This window comes from Facklamia sp. P13064, assembly GCF_050409425.1.
Classification (GTDB): domain Bacteria; phylum Bacillota; class Bacilli; order Lactobacillales; family Aerococcaceae; genus Facklamia.
The window spans coordinates 1-645 of sequence record NZ_JBNUPM010000053.1 but is presented as its reverse complement, the minus strand read 5'-3'; the positions used below and the strand labels follow the sequence as shown (position 1 = coordinate 645).

The 645-nt window shown below is 38.9% G+C and carries 1 protein-coding gene; it reads right to left on the bottom strand.

Annotated elements, in window-relative coordinates; translation table 11 throughout:
- The coding region (locus ACQV2S_RS08850) for a transposase (protein WP_428885414.1) at window positions 1-560 on the bottom strand (560 nt) is incomplete at its 3' end.
- Window positions 561-645: the final 85 nt, after the last annotated feature.

The window sequence follows — 645 nt, the reverse complement described above, 5'->3', positions numbered from 1 at the left end:
TGAACGGCTTCCATCATTTCCTCTGCCAACCATTTTGCTTGGACGATCACTTCTTTATTCGTATACTTTCGGCCATTGGCACAAGCTTTAACATGGGTGCCGTCAATGAAAATAGCTTTAGAATCAATCATGTCCGCTTCAAAACACTGTGTGAGAATCTGGCTAAAGATCTGTTGGGCGATACTTGTCCCTTCGAAACGACGCTTATAATTTTTTCCAAAAGTTGAAAAATGTGGCACTGGGTCAGTGAGAGATAACCCTAAAAACCAACGATATGCGACATTCACCTGAATTTCTTGAATGGTTTGGCGCATACTTGGAATACCAAAGAGATATTGAATGATAGGGATTTTAATCAGTGTCACTGGGTCAATGCTCGGACGTCCATTATCTAAGCAATAAACATCTTCTACCAGTTCATAAATAAAAGAAAAATCAATATGTCGATCAATTTTTCTCAGAAGATGTTCTTCTGGAACAAGGTCTTCGAGCGCATGAAAAGCCATCTGATGACGTGCTTCGAACGTTTTACTTTCTGCATTAGTGGACATCATAGAAATCACCCGTTTTCTTTTTATTATATATCAAAAAGCCCTCTAAATCACCATAGGTTGGTGATTTAGAGGACTTTGTCTACAGTCTGAA